This window comes from Bradyrhizobium sp. HKCCYLS20291 (assembly GCF_051167715.1).
Classification (GTDB): domain Bacteria; phylum Pseudomonadota; class Alphaproteobacteria; order Rhizobiales; family Xanthobacteraceae; genus Bradyrhizobium.
Map to the genome: position 1 here is coordinate 238293 of NZ_JBNPTO010000003.1, position 15455 is coordinate 253747.

Annotated in this window: 16 protein-coding genes, 1 tRNA gene and 1 riboswitch; of the genes, 9 read left to right on the plus strand and 8 right to left on the minus strand. The window is 65.8% G+C overall.

What is annotated here, in order from left to right; genetic code table 11:
* The first annotated feature begins 258 nt into the window (after positions 1 to 258).
* Positions 259 to 1254, plus strand: a complete 996-nt coding sequence (locus ACQR07_RS08975) for an Hsp33 family molecular chaperone (RefSeq protein ID WP_434901951.1) — start codon at positions 259 to 261, stop codon at positions 1252 to 1254.
* Between the two features lie 1340 nt (positions 1255 to 2594).
* Here ACQR07_RS08975 and apaG read toward each other — a convergent pair.
* Entirely contained in the window at positions 2595 to 2990 is a 396-nt protein-coding gene (gene apaG / locus ACQR07_RS08980) for a Co2+/Mg2+ efflux protein ApaG (protein ID WP_434901952.1), read from the minus strand.
* Between the two features lie 335 nt (positions 2991 to 3325).
* On the opposite strand from apaG, the gene ACQR07_RS08985 reads away from it, so the two are divergent.
* Genes ACQR07_RS08985 through ACQR07_RS08995 form a run of 3 tightly spaced genes read left to right on the plus strand, consistent with a single transcriptional unit; the run spans position 3326 to position 6554 of the window.
* On the plus strand, positions 3326 to 4642 hold the full coding sequence (locus tag ACQR07_RS08985) for an OpgC domain-containing protein (protein ID WP_434866044.1): 1317 nt from the start codon (positions 3326 to 3328) through the stop codon (positions 4640 to 4642).
* Entirely contained in the window at positions 4642 to 5400 is a 759-nt protein-coding gene (locus tag ACQR07_RS08990; RefSeq protein ID WP_434901953.1) for an SGNH/GDSL hydrolase family protein, read from the plus strand. The genes ACQR07_RS08985 and ACQR07_RS08990 overlap by 1 nt, the downstream gene beginning before the upstream one ends.
* A gap of 14 nt (positions 5401 to 5414) precedes the next feature.
* A complete protein-coding gene (locus ACQR07_RS08995) occupies positions 5415 to 6554 on the plus strand; it encodes a GDSL-type esterase/lipase family protein (protein WP_434901954.1) in 1140 nt (379 codons plus the stop codon).
* A gap of 94 nt (positions 6555 to 6648) precedes the next feature.
* Here the strand turns inward: ACQR07_RS08995 and ACQR07_RS09000 are convergent, their stop codons facing one another.
* The gene (locus ACQR07_RS09000; protein WP_434901955.1) at positions 6649 to 7872 is read right to left on the minus strand and encodes an O-succinylhomoserine sulfhydrylase; all 1224 of its coding nucleotides are present in this window, start codon (positions 7870 to 7872) and stop codon (positions 6649 to 6651) included.
* Positions 7873 to 7950: 78 nt separating this feature from the next.
* Positions 7951 to 8030: riboswitch (SAM riboswitch) on the minus strand.
* A gap of 111 nt (positions 8031 to 8141) precedes the next feature.
* Between ACQR07_RS09000 and ACQR07_RS09005 the strand changes: the two genes are divergently transcribed.
* Positions 8142 to 9248 (plus strand): 2'-deoxycytidine 5'-triphosphate deaminase, encoded by a 1107-nt coding sequence (locus tag ACQR07_RS09005; protein ID WP_434901956.1) that lies wholly within the window; start codon positions 8142 to 8144, stop codon positions 9246 to 9248.
* A 127-nt stretch (positions 9249 to 9375) separates the two neighbouring features.
* The gene (locus tag ACQR07_RS09010; protein ID WP_434901957.1) at positions 9376 to 10845 is read left to right on the plus strand and encodes an MATE family efflux transporter; all 1470 of its coding nucleotides are present in this window, start codon (positions 9376 to 9378) and stop codon (positions 10843 to 10845) included.
* 20 nt (positions 10846 to 10865) lie between these two features.
* Here ACQR07_RS09010 and ACQR07_RS09015 read toward each other — a convergent pair whose 3' ends face one another.
* From ACQR07_RS09015 to ACQR07_RS09035, 5 genes are all read right to left on the minus strand, one after another.
* Positions 10866 to 11264, minus strand: coding sequence for an SRPBCC family protein (locus tag ACQR07_RS09015; RefSeq protein ID WP_434901958.1), 399 nt, complete (start codon positions 11262 to 11264; stop codon positions 10866 to 10868).
* A gap of 10 nt (positions 11265 to 11274) precedes the next feature.
* Positions 11275 to 11634 carry a VOC family protein gene (locus tag ACQR07_RS09020; protein ID WP_434901959.1) on the minus strand — a complete coding sequence of 120 codons (360 nt, stop codon included), beginning with the start codon at positions 11632 to 11634 and terminating at the stop codon, positions 11275 to 11277.
* A gap of 53 nt (positions 11635 to 11687) precedes the next feature.
* Positions 11688 to 12527, minus strand: coding sequence for a helix-turn-helix transcriptional regulator (locus ACQR07_RS09025; RefSeq protein ID WP_434901960.1), 840 nt, complete (start codon positions 12525 to 12527; stop codon positions 11688 to 11690).
* A gap of 69 nt (positions 12528 to 12596) precedes the next feature.
* The gene (locus ACQR07_RS09030; protein ID WP_434901961.1) at positions 12597 to 13169 is read right to left on the minus strand and encodes a methylated-DNA--[protein]-cysteine S-methyltransferase; all 573 of its coding nucleotides are present in this window, start codon (positions 13167 to 13169) and stop codon (positions 12597 to 12599) included.
* A 213-nt stretch (positions 13170 to 13382) separates the two neighbouring features.
* Complete coding sequence (locus tag ACQR07_RS09035; protein WP_434901962.1) at positions 13383 to 13796, minus strand: SPW repeat protein; 414 nt, start codon at positions 13794 to 13796, stop codon at positions 13383 to 13385.
* Between ACQR07_RS09035 and ACQR07_RS09040 the strand changes: the two genes are divergently transcribed.
* Together ACQR07_RS09040 and ACQR07_RS09045 are read left to right on the plus strand one after the other, a co-directional pair.
* The gene (locus ACQR07_RS09040; RefSeq protein WP_434901963.1) at positions 13785 to 13997 is read left to right on the plus strand and encodes a hypothetical protein; all 213 of its coding nucleotides are present in this window, start codon (positions 13785 to 13787) and stop codon (positions 13995 to 13997) included. The genes ACQR07_RS09035 and ACQR07_RS09040 overlap by 12 nt on opposite strands.
* 12 nt (positions 13998 to 14009) lie before the next feature.
* Positions 14010 to 14083 (plus strand) — tRNA-Gly (locus ACQR07_RS09045).
* A gap of 188 nt (positions 14084 to 14271) precedes the next feature.
* Here ACQR07_RS09045 and ACQR07_RS09050 read toward each other — a convergent pair.
* On the minus strand, positions 14272 to 14637 hold the full coding sequence (locus ACQR07_RS09050) for a nuclear transport factor 2 family protein (protein ID WP_434901964.1): 366 nt from the start codon (positions 14635 to 14637) through the stop codon (positions 14272 to 14274).
* A 161-nt stretch (positions 14638 to 14798) separates the two neighbouring features.
* Between ACQR07_RS09050 and ACQR07_RS09055 the strand changes: the two genes are divergently transcribed.
* The gene (locus tag ACQR07_RS09055; protein ID WP_434901965.1) at positions 14799 to 15155 is read left to right on the plus strand and encodes a hypothetical protein; all 357 of its coding nucleotides are present in this window, start codon (positions 14799 to 14801) and stop codon (positions 15153 to 15155) included.
* The last annotated feature ends 300 nt before the right edge of the window (positions 15156 to 15455 follow it).

Sequence of the window (15455 nt, forward strand, 5' to 3'; positions counted from 1 at the left end):
GGTGGCGCCACCTCGTCGGTGTCGTCCCGGCCTTGAGCCGGGACCCATACCGCGTGATCGAACTGATTTGCAGCGGTGACTGTTGCTCTGCTTAGTTGGAAGATCGTGGTTCGTCGGTGCGGCTTAGCGTCGGATATCAGACGAGCGACGACCACCAACGTCCCTTGATAGCATCCGCGGTATGGGTCCCGGCTCAAGGCCGGGACGACAGCCGGGGGATGCCCTTCCATTCGTCCCAATAGACCCCAAATACGCCCCATGACAGCCAATCCCCCCGACACCAACATCAACCTCGACACCAGCCGCGCGCCGTCGGCCGTGCCGGTCGACGATGCCGTGCTGCCGTTCGAGGTCGCGGCGCTCGATCTGCGCGGGCGGCTCACCCGCATGGGACCGGCGCTCGACGACATTCTCACCAAGCACGCTTATCCCGCGCCCGTGGGCAAGCTGCTCGGCGAGGCGATCGTGCTGACGACCTTGCTCGGCTCGTCGCTGAAGTTCGACGGCCGCTTCATCCTGCAGACCCAGACCGACGGTCCGGTGTCGTTCCTGGTGGTCGACTTCCAGGCGCCCGACCGGCTGCGCGCCTATGCGCGCTACGACGAGGCGCGTCTCGGCGAGGCCAAGGACTCCGGTGCCCTGCTCGGCAAGGGCCATCTCGCGATGACCATCGACCAGGGCCAGGACATGAGCCGCTACCAGGGTCTGGTGGCGCTCACTGGCGGCAGCCTGGAGGAGGCGGCGCACGAATACTTCCTGCGCTCCGAGCAGATCCCGACCCGCGTCCGTCTCGCCGTCGGCGAGGAGTGGAGCGGCGGCAAGCACCGCTGGCGCGCCGGCGGCCTGCTGGCGCAATTCCTGCCGCAGGCGCCGGAGCGCCTGCGCCAGGCCGACCTGCATCCCGGCGATGCGCCGGAGGGCACCGAGCTGCACGAGGTCGAGGAGGACGAAGCCTGGGTCGAGGGCCAGTCGCTGGTCGCCACCATCGAGGATATCGAACTGATCGATCCGGCGCTGTCGGGCGAGCGGCTGCTGTATCGCCTGTTCCACGAACGCGGCGTCCGCGTCTTCGACCTCGTCCCGCTGCAGGCGCGCTGCTCCTGCTCGCGCGACGCCGTCGCCAACATGCTGAAGAGCTTCTCGTCTCAGGACCGCGCCGACATGGTCAAGGACGACAAGGTCGTCGTGACTTGTGAGTTCTGCTCTTCGGTCTATCAGTTCACCCCGCACGAGGCAGGCGTGACGGAGAACTGAGCTTCGGCGCGAGCTTTGCAGGCTCCAAGCATGGCAGACTAAGTTGGTTCAGCCAGCTGCGCTGTTCGATACAGCGCCCTCTCCCCCTGTGGGAGAGGGCATCTCCGGCCTCTCCGCGAGTTCGATTGGGTGAGGGGTTGTCTCTCCAGGAAAGGTGCTCGTGGAAGCAACCCCTCACCGGACCGCGTTTGCTGCGCTGTCCTACATGCCCTCTCCCACAAGGGGAGAGGGCGCAATCACTGGCATTGCGCGCTAATGCATCATGAGCGAAAAACTGTCGTCGTCATTAGCTATCGCTGCAAGGTCCTCAGTCCGTAGGGTGGGCAAAGCGATGACGTGCGCCCGCAGGGCGCAGGGCGTCGCGTGCCCACCATGGCGAGCAGTGGTTGCGGGCGGTGGGCACGGCGCTGTACATCTCGTGTCTGGGTGCGACCTTCCAGGCGCCTTTGCCCACCCTACGGTTTCCGGCGCCATCGCTATTAGTTGATCTGAGAGCCGTTGCCGCGCCCGACCGCCTTGCCCGTCGCGCTAATCTGTCGCAGCAACAAATCGCTTGTGCCGTCGGGCAAATCACTGGCACATTTCCGCGCGTCCTGTTGCCGCATGAGGGGCGTGTCGCGACCGTCACGAGACGTTGGCAGTGGGATGCGATGGGCGTGTGTCGACGCAGCGTGGTTTAGTCCGCGCCGACGAACGATCGATGCACGCACGGTCAAGTCGCGCGGTCCTGATATCCCGACGCTGATATCAAGCGGGTGTCGATGCCCTTGGGTGTCGCGCTCGTGATGGTGGCCAACAAGCCCGGCGCACCAGGGAGAACGCGAAGCAGCCGTTAAAACCGTTGCGCAGGGAGGGCCGGGTCTGTCCGGCTGGACCTGTGGTACCTGCCGCCTGCATTTTTTTCTGCAGGCGGGCCACGGGCCTCAGCCGAGGCCCGGCCTTCCCTGCGCCCTCATGATCGAGAGGGCGGACGAACGGACATGGCTCGGGCGCGGGATGCGTCGCGAGAACGCGAAGCTGTGACGTCAGTAGGAGAGGGTCGTGCGACTCAAGCTGCCTCAGCAAAAATGGTGTCGTCCCGGCCTTGAGCCGGGACCCATAACCACAGGCGGCTGTGGTGAGACAAGATCGCCGCTCCAGCCATCGCCAAACGGGATCCTGTGGCTATGGGTCCCGGGTCGGCGCATCCGCCAACGCTGGCGCGTTGCCGGATGCTTGCCCGGGACGACAGCGGTGGAGGTCATCGACAGGCGCGGCGGGCCGAAAGAGTGAAAGACGAGAGCGGCATTCAACGAGCTGCACGCACGACCGCGCATCATTCGCACAAAATCCTCGCCCCGCTAGTTCAGCACCCGCTTGCCGCCATCCGGGCTGTCGAGCGAGAACGCCGGCACGGCGATGTCGAACTGTTCGCCGCTGGCGCTCTGCATCTGGTAGGAGCCCGACATGAAACCGGAGGAGGTGGTCAGCGGCACGCCGGAGGTGTATTCGAAGCGCTCGCCAGGGGCGAGCACCGGCTGCTCGCCGACCACGCCTTCGCCGCGCACTTCCTGCTGGCGGCCGACCCCATCGGTGATGATCCAATGGCGGCTGCGCAGCTGCACCGTCTCGTTGCCGGTGTTGGTGATGACGATCGTATAGGACCAGAACCAGCGGCCATCCGCGACCGACGACTTCTCAGGCAGGAAGTTCGGTTCGACGGTCACTTCGATGTGGCGAGTCACGGCGCGGTACATGGAGGCATTGTAGCGGAAAGCCGGACGGGAACCAATCGTAACGCCATCGTGCTTTCAACACAGTTCCAGATTATGGCACCAGAATCGCGGACTCTGTCGTCCGTCCGTCAGCGCGAGCCGTTGCCATGGTGCGAGGCGAGGTTCGCCGGTCGGGCCGGCAGCGTTCCGGGAGCCGTCGATCCGTCTTGCGTCACGCGATCGCTCCCAGCCGTCCGCCAACGCCGAAAAACTGGGCGCGACCCAGCTGACAAGTCCTTCATCGCTTGCGCAAAAACTGCGCAGCCCTACATTTCTCCTGCCGGGCCTGCGGGCTGGCAGCCTTGACGTGGTGCCCGATGACGTCGATTGCCGATCGCCTTGCCGGACCATCGGTCCCCGGAGCCACTGCCGCACCGGCTGCGGACAGCGCTGTGGCCGCGAGCGTCGCCGCGCCTGCCATTGCCGCTGCGCCGGCCGTCGCCTCTGCTCCGGCCATCACCGCGACGCCCGCGATCACCTTCCCGGCCGTCGGCGAGCGTGAGCTCCGGCTCGACCTGTTTCGCGGATTGGCGCTGTGGCTGATCTTCATCGATCACCTGCCGCCCAACCTGCTGACCTGGTTCACGATCCGCAACTACGGCTTCTCCGACGCCACCGAGATCTTCATCTTCATCTCAGGCTACACGGCGGCGTTCGTCTATGGACGGGCGATGCAGGACGCCGGCTTCATGATCGCTACCGCGCGCATCCTGCGCCGCGTCTGGCAGATCTACGTCGCCCACGTCTTCCTGTTCACGATCTTCCTCGCCGAGATCTCCTACGTCGCGACCAGCTTCGAGAACCCGCTCTACACCGAAGAGATGGGGATCATGGATTTCCTGAAGCAGCCGGACGTGACCATCGTGCAGGCGCTGATCCTGCGCTTCCGGCCCGTCAACATGGACGTGCTGCCGCTCTACATCGTGCTGATGCTGTTCCTGCCGCTGATCCTGGCGCTGATGCGCTGGCGCGCGGACCTGACGCTGGCGCTGTCGGTCGTTCTCTACGCGGTCACCTGGGAATTCGATCTTTATCTGTCGGCCTATCCGAACGGTTTCTGGGCCTTCAATCCGTTTGCCTGGCAGCTCTTGTTCGTTTTCGGCGCCTGGTGCGCGCTTGGCGGCGCCCGTCGCATGTCGCGCATCCTGAACTCGCCGATCACGCTCGGCCTCTGCGTGGCCTATCTGGTGGCGGCGTTCTGCGTCACCTTGACCTGGTACATCCCGCAACTCGGCCATCTGATGCCGCGGCAAATCGAGCAATGGATGTATCCGATCGACAAGACCGACCTTGACGTGTTGCGCTTCGCCCATTTCCTCGCACTCGCAGCACTCACCGTGCACTATCTGCCCAAGGATTGGCCGCCGCTGAAGTCGCGCTGGCTGCGCCCGTTGATTGTTTGCGGGCAACACTCGCTGGAGATCTTCTGTCTGGGCGTGTTTCTGGCGTTCGCGGGCCACTTCGTACTTGCCGAAGTGTCTGGCGGCGCCATGATGCACGCGATGATCAGCCTGTGCGGCATCCTCGCCATGTGGGGAGTTGCCTCGCTGATTTCGTGGTACAAGCGTGAGGCCGACAAGGGTGCAGCGCGAAAGGTGACGCGGAGCAACGCCGATATGGCGGGAGGGGGCTGATGAAGTCCGTCTCGTGGTTAAGGTTTGGTATCGCGGCGCTGGCGGCTTCGCTGGCGGTGGCCGCGCGCGCCGAAGACGCGCCGCAGAGCTGCGAGGTGCCGGCCTACCTGCTGACCACCGAGAGCCCGCTCCCGAAGGTTGCAGAAGCCGTCAAGAACGGCCGTACGCTCGATATTCTCGTGATCGGAAGCCGTTCGTCGGTGATCGTCAGCGCGTCCGACGCCAATGCCTATCCGGCCCGGCTGCAGGCCGCATTGAAGGACAAGCTGCCGACACTGACGGTCAACCTCAGCGTCGAGCTGCAACCGAAGAAGACGGCCGAGGAAATCTCGGGCAATCTTGTTAAACTGGTGGAAGGAAAAAGGCCTAATTTGGTCATCTGGCAAACCGGTACGGTCGACGCGATGCGGTCCATCGACCCTGATGAGTTCCGTCAGGCAGTCAATGACGGTGTCGCGACGCTGCAGGATGCGGGGGCTGATGTCGTCTTGGTGAACCTGCAATACAGCCCGCGGACGGAGACGCTGATCTCCGTGCCGCCCTACATCGACAACATGCGGGTGGTCGCGCAGCAGCGCGACGTCCCGTTGTTCGACCGCTTTGCCATCATGCGGCAATGGAACGAGCAGGGCGATTTCGACCTGTTCAATCCGACGCACGGGATCGAGCTGGCCAAGCAGGTTCACGATTGTCTCGGCCGGGCGCTGTCGAAGTTCATCATCGACGCAGCGCATCTCGGGCCGGCGCAGCAGAACTAGGATCCGTCTCGTTCATGACTACCAACTGTCGTCACCGCGTATCCAGGACAAGGGAGAGGCTGTCCGCGATTGCTGCCGTCGTGCTCGCCGTCGCGATCGGCGCGCCGATGGCGCATGCGCAGAGCGCAGCGCCGGCGGCTGAAGCGCAGGACGCCGATCACGCCTCGATCAGCGAGCTCCTCCGGCCGAGCATCGGTCATATCGTGGTTGCCCAGGCCGGCAGCCAGTCGCCCGGTCAGATCGCCGCCGTGCGCCCTGCGGCCAGCAATCCGCCGGCCACGCCGATCCAGCCGGCCACGCCGGAGGCGAGCGCACCCGCCGCAACTGCGCAGCCGGTCGCGGCGGTGCAGCCGCCGTCGCGGAGCATCACCGAGCGGGCCATCGACAAGGTCAAGCAGGTCGCCAAATCGGCTTCCGACATCTTCAACCGCGTGCCTTGCCTGCCGCCGAAGGGCGTGGCAAAGAAGAACTTCATCTCGCTGCCGCACGTCGCCAACAAGCTGGCCTCGGGCCTGCCGATCGTGATCGTCGCGTTCGGCTCGTCATCGACGCAGGGCTACGGCGCAACCACGCCGGACTACAACTACCCCAACCGGCTCGCGGCGCAGCTGCGCCGGCAATATCCGATGGCCGACATCAGCGTCATCAATGCCGGCGTCGGCGGCGAGGATGCGCCGGAAATGATGAAGCGGCTGGAGACGTCGGTGATCGACCGTCATCCGGATCTCGTGATCTGGCAGGTCGGCACCAACGCCGTGCTGCGCGATCTCGACCCGGCCGAAACCGCCAAGCTGGTCGACGACGGCGTCGCCAAGATCCAGGCGGCGGCCTCGGACGTCGTGCTGGTCGACCTGCAATATTCGCCGCGCGTCAATGAGCGGTCGGAGAACGCCAGCCGCATGAACAAGCTGCTCGGCCGCATCGCCGAGCTGCATCACGCCGGCATCTTCCCGCGCTTCGAGGTGATGCGCGACTGGCACGAGCGCCAGGCGATCCCGATCAACGAGTTCGTCATCGCCGACGGTCTGCACATGAGCGATTGGGGCTATGCCTGCTTCGCCCAGCTGCTTGGCGACGACATCATCCGCTCGGTCGGCCAGGTGAAGCTCGGCGTCAACGCGCCGGCCGACGTGTTGACGTATCGGCCGATGTGACGAGGGCGCGAATAGGGAATAGCGAGTAGCGAATAGGGGATGAGGGCTTACTATTCGCTACTCCCTATTCGCCATTCGCTTAAACCGCCATTCGCTACGCGGCCCCGAGGGCCGCGTCGAGATCCGCGATCAGATCATCGGCATGCTCGAGGCCGGCGGAGAAGCGGATGAAGCCCTCGCTGATGCCGAGCTCGGCGCGCGCGTCCGGCGACAGCCGCTGATGTGTCGTCGTCGCGGGATGCGTGACCAGCGTCTTGGCGTCGCCGAGATTGTTGGAGATGCGCGCGAGCGACAAGCCGTTGAGGGTGCGGAACGCGGCGGCCTTGCCGCCCTTGACCTCGAACCCGACCAGGGTCGAGCCGGCGCGCATCTGCTTCCTCACCGTCGCCGCCTGCGGATGGTCCTCGCGGCCCGGATAGATCAGCCGCGAGATCTTCGGATGCGCGGCGAGGAAGTCGGCGACCTTGCCCGCGGTCTCGGTCTGCGCGCGCACGCGCACCGCCAAGGTCTCGAGGCCCTTGAGCAGGACCCAGGCGTTGAACGGCGAGATCGACGGGCCGGTCTGGCGCATGAAGTTGTGGATGTGCTCGGCGATGAACGCCTCCGACGACAGGATGACGCCGCCGAGGCAGCGGCCCTGGCCGTCGATGTGCTTGGTCGCGGAGTACACGACGACGTCGGCGCCGAGCGCCAGCGGGCTCTGCCAGATCGGCGTGGCAAACACGTTGTCGACGATCAGCCGCGCCCCGGCGGCATGAGCGATCTCGGCGATGGCGGGAATGTCGAGCACGTCGAGCGTCGGATTGGTCGGGCTCTCCAGGAAGAACGACTTGGTGTTCGGCCTCACCGCCTTCTGCCACTGATCGAGATCGAGCCCGTCGATCAGAGTGGATTCGATGCCGTAGCGCGGCAGCAGGTCCTCGACGACGTAGCGGCACGAGCCGAACAGCGCCTTCGCCGCGACGACGTGATCGCCGGCACGCAGCGGCGCGAGGATCGCGGTGGTGACGGCGGCCATGCCGGTCGCCGCGGAGCGGCAGGCCTCGGCGCCTTCGAGTTCGATCATGCGGCGCTCGAACATCGCCGTGGTCGGGTTGGAGAAGCGCGAATAGATGAAGCCGGGATCCTCGCCCTTGAAGCGCGCTTCGCACTCCTCGGCGGTGGCGTAGACGAACCCTTGGGTGAGGTAGAGCGCCTCGGCCGTCTCGCCGAATTCGGAGCGCAGGCCGCCGGAATGCACCAGGCGGGTTTCGGGGCGATACTGGGCGAACGACGCCGGGGTCTTCCCGGGGGACTTCGACGCAGGAGAATTGGACATGTGACCTCCATCGTGGCCACCGCGCTCGGCGCGATGGGCACAAAAAAACCGGCCTGGGAAAACTCCTCACGGCCGGGATCACATTCGTCCCCGGCCTGTTTAGCGACTTATTTAACGTGGCTGCAAGCCGGCCGGCTCAAATCACCACGGGATAAGTCGTGCTCATAGTCGCAACCGGCCTTTCCGTCAAGGTGGCCATCGGATAACCGGTCGAAAGACGCTATATTGGCTCACAAGCCGCCGTTCCGGCGCCTGCAAAGGACCAGGTCTTGCCGTTCTCGCTTAGCCCCGACGCCCACGGCATCCTGCCCGATCGCATGATCGTGGCGATGGCCGAGGCTGGCCTGATCATTCCCGAATATGATTTCGTCGAGAGCCAGATCCAGCCGGCGAGCCTGGATTTGCGGCTCGGCGACATCGCCTACCGGGTGCGGGCGAGCTTCCTGCCCGGGCCGGGATCGACCGTCGCCGAGCGGATCGACGAATTGAAGCTGCACGAATTCGCGCTCGCCGACGGCGCGGTGCTGGAGACCAACTGCGTCTACATCGTGCCGCTGCTGGAGAGCCTGGCGCTGCCGAAGGATATCGTCGCGGCGGCCAATCCGAAGAGCTCGACTGGGCGGCTCGACGTGTTCACCCGCGTCATCGCCGACGGCACCCGCCGCTTCGACATGATCGGCGCCGGCTATCACGGGCCGCTTTACGCCGAGATCAGCCCGAAGACGTTCCCGGTGCTGTTGCGCGAGGGCTCGCGGCTGTCGCAGGTCCGCTTCCGCTACCGCGACGCCGTGTTGTCCGAGGGTGAACTGGTCGCGCTGCATCAGGCCGAGCGGCTGGTCGATCGCGACGATGCGGATCTCGCCGGCGGCGTCGCGTTGTCCGTCGATCTGTCCGGCGCAAACGCCAATGGCTATGTTGGCTACCGCGCCAAGCGCCACACCGGCGTGGTCGACGTCGACCGCCGCGCCGGCTATCCAATCGAGGAGTTCTGGGAGCCGATCAAGGCGCGGCCCGACGGCAGCCTCATTCTCGATCCCGGCGAGTTCTACATCCTGGCCTCCAAGGAAGCCGTGCAGGTGCCGCCGGACTACGCCGCCGAAATGGTGCCGTTCGATCCCTTGGTCGGCGAATTCCGCGTCCACTATGCCGGCTTCTTCGATCCCGGCTTCGGCTATGCCGGCGCCGGCGGGCACGGCTCGCGCGCGGTGCTCGAAGTGCGCTCGCGCGAGGTGCCGTTCATCCTCGAACACGGCCAGATTGTCGGCCGCCTCGTCTATGAGAAGATGCTGGCGCGGCCGAACGCGATGTATGGCAGCCGCATCGGCTCCAACTACCAGGCGCAAGGCCTGAAGCTCTCCAAGCATTTCCGCCTCTAGGAACGGCTGCGCGCCGCGCGCGCACCCGCAATGCGTCCACCGCACGGGGCGCTCTCCGGCGGTGTGCTAGGACAGTTCCAACGACAAGGGGCGCCGCGCTGCGCGCGCGGTCGAGCGGGGAGCGAACATGTCCGAGATCGGCTTGGCCGATAGTCCGATCGACGAAGCACGATCCCTGCCGCCCGTCAGACCGCCGGTGCGCAATGCACTGGTCGACGGCCCGATCCTGCGCACGCTGCTGTCGCTCGCCTGGCCCAATATCATCGCGAATTCGGCCGGCGTCTGCGTCGTCATCGCCGAGACCTCCTATATCGGCCGGCTCGGCATCGAGGCGCTGGCGGCGATGGCGCTGGTGTTCCCGCTGGTGATCCTGACCATGACGATGTCCGGCGGCGCCATGGGCGGCGGCGTCGCATCGGCGATCGCGCGGGCGCTCGGCGCCGGCGACACCGAGCGCGCCTCGACGCTGGCGTCGCATGCGCTTTTGATCGCGCTGTCGTTCGGCGCGACCTTCATGGTCGGCATGCTCCTGTTCGGTCCCGCTCTGCTGGAATTGCTCGGTGGCCGCGGCGCGGTGCTGGAGCACGCGGTGGCCTATCTGCAGATCTTCTTCGGCGGCGTCATGCTGCCCTGGCTGATGAATTCCATGGCTGGTATCCTGCGCGGCACCGGCAGCATGAAGCTGCCCTCGCTCATGATCCTGTGCTCGGCGATGCTGCAGATCGTGCTCGGCGGCACGCTCAGTCTCGTGCTGGGGCTCGGCATGCGCGGCGTCGCCGCCGGCGCGCTGCTCGCCTTCAGCGTCAGCATCTCGGTGATGGGCTGGTACCTGTTCTCCGGCCGCGCCCGGGTCAGGCCGAAGGTCCGCGGTCTCACGATCAGTCGCGCCATGTTCGCCGACATCCTCAAGGTCGGCGCGGTCGCCTGCTTCTCGCCGCTGCAGTCGGTGCTGTCGATCACCATCTTCACGCACATGCTGGCCGGGTTCGGCACCGCCGTGCTCGCCGGCTACGGCATCGGCGCGCGCCTGGAATTCATGATGACGACGGTGGCGTTCTCCATCGGCATGGCCTCGGTACCGATGGTCGGCATGGCGATCGGCGCCGAGAAAATCGCGCGCGCCCGCCGGGTCGCCTGGACGGCCGGAATGGTCTCGTTCGTCTCGGTCGGGGCGTTGTCGACACTGATCGCGATCGTCCCGCAAGTGTGGGTCGACATCTTCACCCAGGACGAGAGCGCACGCAGCGCGGGCCGTCACTACCTGCAGATCGCCGCGCCGATGTACGCGTTCATCGGCCTCGCGATCTCGATGTACTTCTCCTCACAGGGGGCGGCCCGCGTCATCGGGCCGGTGCTGGCGCAGACGGTGCGGCTCGTCTTCATTGCCGGAGGCGGCTTCTATCTGCTGCAGCATGCGGCGACGGAAGGCGACTTCTTCATGCTCGCGGCGGCCTCGATGGTGCTGCTCGGCGTGCTGACGCTGGCCAGCGTCATGCTCACCCCATGGGGATCGAAGGCGGCCGTGACCGGGCTGCGCCCGGCCGTGTTGGCGGCCGGCCGCAGCTCTGGTTCGCAACCGCCGCAGCGCATCGGCTGAGCCGCTACGCGCGGGCCTGCTCAACGTGTCCTGCTCAACGTGTCCTGCATCGCCCGCGCGCCGAGCTCCATCTGCTGCTCGATATGGGGCGCGATCTCGTGCGGCAGCACGTCGGTCGTCCAGATCACCCGGCAACGCTCTTCGCCGTCCGGGACAATCTGGAACGAGGCGCTGTGCTGGGTGATGCGCTCATTCTTGATGGCATAGACGAGGCGCCGGCGTTCATTGTTGCAGTCGACCAGTTGCTCGCGCACCACGCTGCCGTTGGCGAAGCTGACGATGCGGACGTCGCCATCGAGCTTGGTGTCGATGACGAAGCCCGGCGCCACCCTGGTATGAACAGCGCCGAAATCGCGCACTGCGTCCCACACGGCAGCCGCCGGGGCTGCGATCGGAATGTCCTTCTGAATCGATGCCATGGCGCTGACCTCACGGACACACGGCTTCGATGTTGTTGCCGTCGGGATCGATGAGGAACGCGGCATAATAGGTCGGGCTGTAGTCCGCGCGCGGACCGGCGCCGCCATTGTCGCTGCCGCCGGCTTTCAGCCCCTCGCTGTGGAATCTGGCGATGGCGGCATGATCGGCGGCGCGAAACGCAATGTGCGCGGCGCCCTTATGCACGCCCTTGTCGAGATACAGCCACAGCGCCGGCTCGCCCTTCGGGCCGATGCCCGCCGAGGTCTCGTCCTTCGAACAGAGGATGTGGCCGAGCGGCGCGAGCGCGGCCGTGTAGAAGCGGACGCTGGCGTCGAGATTGCCGACCCTGAGGCCGATATGATCGTACATCGATGATCTCCAAGCTTCGCATGCGGCTGCCGCACGCGCTTGAGATCATCCAATCAATGGCGGCTCAGACGGTCTTGGAGAATCTTGCGGTCGCCGCGCGACGCCTTGCGAAACTTTGCCGGCGATACGCCGGCAGCGCGCGTGAAGGTGCGGGTGAAATTGGACAGATCGGCAAAGCCCGAATCATAGGCGATCTCGGTGACCGGCGTGTCCTCGTCGCTCAGGCGTCGCGCGGCGCGGCGCAGGCGTGCGCGGATCAGATATTGATGCGGGCTCACGCCGAGCGTGGCGGTGAACAGCCGCAGGAAATGGAACGGGCTGACGCCGGCTTCGCGCGCCGTATCCGCAAGATCGATGGCGCGCTCCGCATTGTCGTCAATCCACAACGCGCTCTCGATCGCGCGCCGGCGATCCCGCGGGCTCGGCTTCGCCGGCCGTTCGACCTCGCCTGACACGGCGGCGACGAAGCGGCTGGCCACGAGATGCCCGACCTCGTCGAGGCCGAGGCTACGCTCCCGCGCGGCCACCGACTGCGCGAGCTCGCCGAGCACGATCAGCTGCGGCAGCGGCGGCACGGCGCCGGCCTGCCAGGCCTGCGCGTCGCCGCCGATCTCGTCGATGACCTCGGCATCGAAGAAGAACGACAGACATTCATCGCCGCAGACATGGTCATGCGTGCACATGAACTCGTCGCCGGGATATCCGACCAGCAGCGAGCCGGTGACCAGCTCGAACAGGCGGCCGCGGTGATGACAGCCGAAGCTGCCCTTGCGCACATAGGACAACGAATAGCCGGCAAACTGCTCGGTGTAGGGACGCTCGCCCGGAACCGCCGCACAGCGGAATTCGGACACGGTCACGTCTCGGCTCTCGAACAGCAGGGTGGCGGTCATCCTGCAAATCTAGAGCATCGCGCGCAAAAGGGGAGAGCCCCCTGCGCGAGAATTCCGCATCGCCTTGGTTTACGACGCGCGCCGCCGATCGACCGTGAGCAGGGCGTCGAACAAGGTCAGGCCGGCCTGCGGCCGCGTGCCTTCCAGTGACAGCAGCCGGCGTTTGGAGATCAGGCCGCTGTTGGTGGACGGCTTGTCCAGGCCGCTGCCGATGTCGCGGACGCGGTGACATGGCACGATCAGGACGAAACTGTTCTTCGTCAGGGCCTGCGCGATGGAGTGGAGCGCCTTCGGCACGTGCAGCTCGTCTGCGAGTTCGTCGGCGCTGCGCGTTGCGCCGCGCGGGATCGCGCGGATGCAATCGTAGACGCGACGATTGAACGGCGACACGCCGTCGAGATCGAGCACGACATCGGTGAAGTCGACATCCTGCCCGCGCAGCATGGCGCTGATGCCCTTGATCGCGAGTTCAGTGTTTGAACAGGGGCGTTGTTCCCGGGCTTCCGGAAACTGCCGGAACAATCGCCCGCGCGTCTCGATTTCCCGCGCCTCCGGCAGCTGCACGCCGGTGATGCCGGCATCGCTCCACGCGACGCCGCAACGGCCGAGGGCCGTATCGAACATCGTATACCCACGCCCCATGACGCCACCTCAACCCCACGCCGCAACCATATCACCGTCACGGTCGCCCGCATCAATTTTGTTAACAATTTGTTAACAGCACGGCGCGACCGGGGCGGGGTTTGCCCTGATTTGGGTCGGGGTTGTCAAGTGTGCTGGTGTGATCACAGCCGATTGGTATCGCAATGTTGGCATGCGGCGCAGCACGGATCGAAGCCGCGATCCTCGCTTCGCCTACCGCCCGCTTACCAGTGGCGGACCGTCGCTGGCGAAATCCGGATCATGCGCAAGCCACAGTTCGAGCAGGCCCAGGAACGTGACGGCGATGCCGATGGTGATGCTGACATGCATCGCCGGCGTATGGACGAAGTCGAGCAGCCAGGGCGCCACGATCAGCCACACGCCCAGCGCAACCTTCAGCCATTCCTCCCAATCGGCGAACGCCATCAGGCCCGCGAGCGACAACGCGACGACGGCTGCGCCGACGATCTCCGCATCGATCCGGCCAGCGGTGCGCACAAAGCCGAACAGCCAGGGCGAGCCGAACAGGAACAGCCCTCCCGCCAGCGTGTAGAGATCGAGCGCCGTCGGACGTGACATGAACGCCGCCGCGCGCGACGTCGCGTTTGCGATTCCGTGGCTCTGCATGACGTCTGCTCCTGGGCCAGGCCGCCTGCGGTGAAGGGCGGCGCCTTCGTTGGGCAGAAGCTGCAAGTCCACCATCCGTTCCGCGCCACGCCGGCGCCGCCGATCACGATCGGGCGACCGGCGGCTGGTCCGCTTCGCACCGGCGTGGGTGCGAAGGTCCGTGTCAACAAGCCGCTTGGCGAAACGCAGCGTCTCGGCTAATCATGGGCCAGCGCGGGCGTAGTTCAATGGTAGAACGGCAGCTTCCCAAGCTGCATACGAGGGTTCGATTCCCTTCGCCCGCTCCAGTTTTCGGCTTGCCGGCTGCATTGCAGTGATTTCGGTCAGCCTGGCGCGACAGAGCCAAGCGCCGCTCCACATCGATCTCCTCGAACTGTTTCGCGCAGACGCGCGCGCGGCCAGGCGCAGCAGCGATGTCGCTTCACGACATGTGCTGGCTGAGCCACGCGCTCTCGCTCCGTCCGCTCGCCGCCGTTCAGGCGGCTTCGGGGACCTTGTCGAGGAAGCCGATGATGCGATGGATGCGGCCGTCCTTCAGCTCAGCGACGTCGCTGCCCTCGATCGGACTGCTCTCGCCGCTCGGGCCGAGCGACCAGCGGAAGCGGACGTAGTCGCCATGGCCGCTGGCCGCCCCGATCAATCGGAAGCTGTAGTCCGGAAAACGCTGCTGCACGCCGGCGACGAGGGCGTCGATGCCGTCATGGCCATCGCTCCGCATCAGCGGATCGACATAGCTCGCATCGGCCGTCCAATGCCGCGTGAGCAGCGCGCGCCGCTGCGCGGGAGCGCGTTCGTTCCACAGCGAGATGTAGCTGTCGGCAATCGTGGCGAGGTCGGTCATCGGTGCTCTCCATGTTGTGAACGATGAGGAGCCGATGATCGCGCCGATCGCGCGTCGAATCGATTACGTCGGACGTCATCTCATTTGGCATGACCAAACTGTAAGTTGCCGATGTCCTGCGCGACGCTTACCAGCGCAGGGTCGGAGCGGGGATGCATTGCATGTTGTCCGATACCTGGAAGCTGATCGCGGTCGCCATCTGTCTCGTGCTGTTCACCGCGGACACGGTGCTCAAGCCGCACGACAAGCCCAATCGCATGGTGTTCTTCGAGCTGCATCGGGGCGACAACCCGGCGATGATCGGAATGATGCGCGACGATCTGATCAAGCTGCCCGGCCGGGGCGCGTCCCGCATCCGCGATGCGCTGGAGCGCGGCGAGACGTTAACGGTCTGGCAATATGCGTTAAGAAAGACTGAAGACGGCAGCTATCAGGAAGTGCCGGAGCGCCAGATCCAGCTCGGTGCCGCCGATGCGCCGATCGTGACGTTCGGCGCCAGCATTCGCCTGCCGGATTAGCTCGCGTGGGGCCGTCGACGCCGATCGGAGGCCCTGGCGACCTCGTCGCGGCCCTCGGATCGGGAGGCCATCATCAACTCGGAGTTGCGACGCCGCCGCCGCGATGAAGGTGGCCGCGCCGGCTTGGACAGCCCAACGGCAGATCGGCATCGGCGCCGGCCGGTGCGTAAGCTGCAGTGCAATGTGATCGCCTCGTCAGCGCCGCCGCGACCGGATTCGCGAGAGGCAGCAGTGTCACCCGCCTGTTGCCAGCCCCGCAATTTCACGGGAAGCCTCTCGTGCACCCGTGACCCCGAAGTC